A 3,705-nucleotide genomic window follows, 5' to 3' on the forward strand; every position below is an offset into this window, starting at 1 on the left:
CATCACCACGGTGCCCGCGGCATATGCTCACCCGATAACCATCGACTCTATCCCCGAACCCTTTGCAAGCGTCCCTTCGACCCCGCGCGAAGTCTCGGTAGTTTTCAGCGAGCCCATTGAAATGTCCTACAGCAAGATATCCGTGCTCGGGCCGGACGGCAGCAGGGTAGACACCAACGACCCGCACCAGGTTGGCGGCGACACTGCCACGATAGCAATCACCCTGCAGCCAAGCCTCCCCGAAGGTGTCTACACCGTGACCACAAAGGTGCTTTCGGCAGTCGACGGGCACGTGATTGAAAGCGCGTTCACGTTTGGCATAGGGGCCACCCCAACCCAGACGCCCGTCGGCCCTGAGGGCGCGCCCAATGACATACTGTCCCCTGCAGAATCTGCCTCGCGGTTTCCCGGCATGGTCGGCCAGGTGATGGCAGTGGGGGCGGCGTTTGGCACGCTGTGGCTTTGGAGGCCCCTTGAGAGGGTCCCCTGGCTTTCCGGCGCAATAGCGTCGCGGCGGTCCTCGATAGACCTGGGCATGTTGAAACTCGTGATGATAGGCGCCGCCCTAGTCCTCGCGTCAAACGCAGCCATAATCGCCGTGCAGGCAATAGACATCGGCGCCGGCATTTCTGAGGCTATAGCGACGCGCTTTGGCAGCGTCTGGACGACGCGCATGATCGAGTCGTCCATCCTGATGATAATCGCGTTTGCAGTCTGGCGCAAGGCAGCCAACAGCAACACGTCGCCGACCCGGGCCGAGATGCTTGCCATACTGGTCATGGGGTTTGCGGTGCTCGTGACGTCGAGCCTGATAGCGCACGGGGCGGCCACGGGGCAGGTTGCCGCAATACTTGTCGACTTTTTCCACAACGCTGCGGCAAGCATCTGGATAGGCGGGCTGATACTGATGGGCTTTGTGGCCGTTCCAAAGCTCGCGTCGCTTGCAGACGAGCGCGCAAGGTCGGCCGCAATTTCGATACTGATCCCGCGCTTTTCAACTATAGTCGTGACGATACTGGGCCTAGCCCTGATAACCGGCCCGCTGCTCCTGTTCTTCATAGAAAGCGACCTTTCACTCACCCTTGCGTCGACGTACGGCAAGGTACTGGCGGCCAAGCTGGGCCTCGCCGGCGTCATGGTTGCGATGGGCGCCTATTCGCAGTTTATAGTCCAGAAAAAGGCGGTGAGCGCCATGGCAGGGGGCGGCTCAAGGGTGAGTGTCGGCAGCCTTGGAAGCTTTGGCAGGATGCTAAAGGCAGAGGCCGGGGTCGGCATCGCGCTCTTGCTCCTCGTGTCGCTCATGGCCAACAGCGCTCTGCCTGAGGGCGAGTTCCCACAGTACAGGCGCCAGCAGGGCGACCAGGCGGCGTTTGCAGAAAAGCCGGCATCGCAGCAGTACGTGCAGACCATATACACCTCGACCGGCAGAATAGACCTCTCGATAGACCCGTTCGTCGTGGGGCAGAACAAGTTCACAGTGTCGTTCTTTGACGGCGGCATCGCGCAGGAAGTCACCGAGGCGACGATAAAGCTCACGCAGGTGGACAGGAACATCGGGCCGATACCCGTGGATGCCAAAAAGGCGTCGCCAGGTGTCTTTACCGCCGACGCGGCTTTCAGCCTGCCCGGCAGGTGGATGGTGGAGATAGAAGGCGTCAGGCCGCAGTCTGCAAACATCGTCGCCAGCCTTGACGTTGAGGTCCGTCCCGCGATATCGAGCCTCTCGTTTGACCTGAAGGAATACAAGACGCCAGAGCCGAGCCTGCCGCTCTTTCCAGTGTTTGACGAAGAAAGGCAGTCGATATGGGCCGGCGACACGCTCCCGCGCAGCAGCAGAATCTGGCAGCTGGACGTACAGAACGGCAACTATACAAAGTACCCGATAGGAAACGTCACGCTCATCACGCAGGTCGTGGTCGACCAGTCCCGCAAGCTGTGGTACATCGACCCGACTGAAAGCAAGCTTGGGCTCTATGATCCTGACGAAAAGACAAACGTGCAGTACATTCTGCCTTCGCAGGGCGTCATTTCGGGGCTCGCACAGGACGGAGAGGGGAACCTGTGGATGCCGGTGGTGCAGGCAAACCAGGTGGTCAAGTTCATCCCCGGAAACGAATCGTTTGCGCAGTTTGACATACCGACCCCTGAATCCCGGCCCGTGGGCATATCTGCAGACCGCTCCGGCAACATCTGGCTTGCCGAGTCTACGGGCAGAATAGCCCTAATAGACGTCGCCACAGGAGAGATTGAGGAATTCGAGCCTTCAGGCTCTAACAAGCTCGTCGTCCCGACCGCGGTCTTTCCGGACCCTGACGGCCACGACGTCTATGTCGCCGAGCACGACGGGCATACGGTGACGGCGTTCAACCCGCTCTTTCGCACTTTCAGGGAATACCCGCAGCTGAACGAGGGCGGGCTCCCGTTTGGCATGGCAAAGGACGCGTTTGGCAACCTCTGGTATGCACAGCACGAGATCGACAGGCTAGCAGTCATTGATCCGAGGACGGGCGAGGGAACGGAGGTCAAGATCCCGACTGCTGGATCGTTCGTGCAGTGGCTCACCTCAGACGACAAGGGCCGGATCTGGTTTGCAGAGCAGCGCGGCGCGGCCATAGGCGTCGTGGCGGTGACGGCAAAGCCCCAAGCTCCGCCACAGCCTGGCGGGGGCGAGCCGGAAAAGCCGACCACGGGCGTGCCCGACCTTGGCTTTTCGCTTGCCGAAGCCGCAGGACCTGCCATCGTCGCTGGCATCGTGCTGAGCGGGCTGTTTTACGCAAAGAGCGCGATGGACCTGAAGCGCAACGTGCGGGCTGCCGAAAAGATCGGGCAATAGAGGCTCGACCCTGAACAAGACTCCTGAACCTGCATCCGGAGAATTTTTTTATAGTGCCGTGCACCCTGCCAGCACATGCGCCACCTCCCCGTCATTGCGTTTGCAGCCGCCGGCGTTATAGCCGCAGCGGTTTTTGGGTTATTCCAGTTTCAGCAGACAGGCATGCTTCATGAGCGCCTGTCAAAAGTGGAGGGGGACCTTGCAGACAGGGACGCCCAGATTGCCGGCCTTGACTCGCAGCTGTCCGAGCTTGCAGAGGACAAGGGCGAGCTCGAGTCAAACGTCGCATACTGGCAGGGCCAGCACCAGGCCAAGAGCGAAGAATATGACGACCTTGGAGCCGATTACGACAGCCTGAGCGCGCAGTACGGCGATCTTCAGCAGTCCTATGGCGATCTCCGCGTCAAGAACCAGCAGCTGGCCGGCGAGAACGTGTCGCTGATGTCGAGCCAGTCGCTCCTGCAGCAGGCTGCGGAAAAAGAGCGGACGCAGCGCGAGTCTGCAGAGGCCAAGCTTGCAGTAGCTGCCACGCCCCCATACACCATAGTGCAGGGCAGGGAGATCAAGTGGGCCTTCAAGGACAGCAAGGGCAACGGCTACAACTGGGAGATGCCAATTGACGTCTACAGGAACCTCATCAACGCGCCAGAGCCGGCCGGCAAACTGCGCCTGCAAAAAGGAGACGGCACGACCATCACCGTGAGGGACCACACCAGGTTTGTAGACGATGAGTCATTTGCAAAGGTGGTGGATGAGGTGTACGATAACGCAGGCAGCGACCGTCAGTTCCTCTATGAGCTGTGGTTCATAACTTCGCAGATGACCACCTATTCGACAGACATTGGCGAAGACCCCCGGTGGGCGCTTGAAAC

2 protein-coding genes are annotated in these 3,705 nt (G+C 60.2%); both read left to right on the forward strand.

Going from position 1 to position 3,705, the window contains the following annotated elements:
- Positions 1-2,833, forward strand: a 2,833-nt coding sequence (locus tag ACREAY_RS10510) for a DUF4149 domain-containing protein (RefSeq protein ID WP_431755723.1), incomplete at its 5' end; no start/stop codon positions are given.
- A 75-nt stretch (positions 2,834-2,908) separates the two neighbouring features.
- Positions 2,909-3,705 (forward strand): hypothetical protein (locus ACREAY_RS10515; RefSeq protein ID WP_431755724.1); only part of this gene is annotated, 797 nt, incomplete at its 3' end.

Origin of the sequence: Nitrososphaera sp. (assembly GCF_050748925.1) — an archaeon.
GTDB lineage: Archaea > Thermoproteota > Nitrososphaeria > Nitrososphaerales > Nitrososphaeraceae > Nitrososphaera.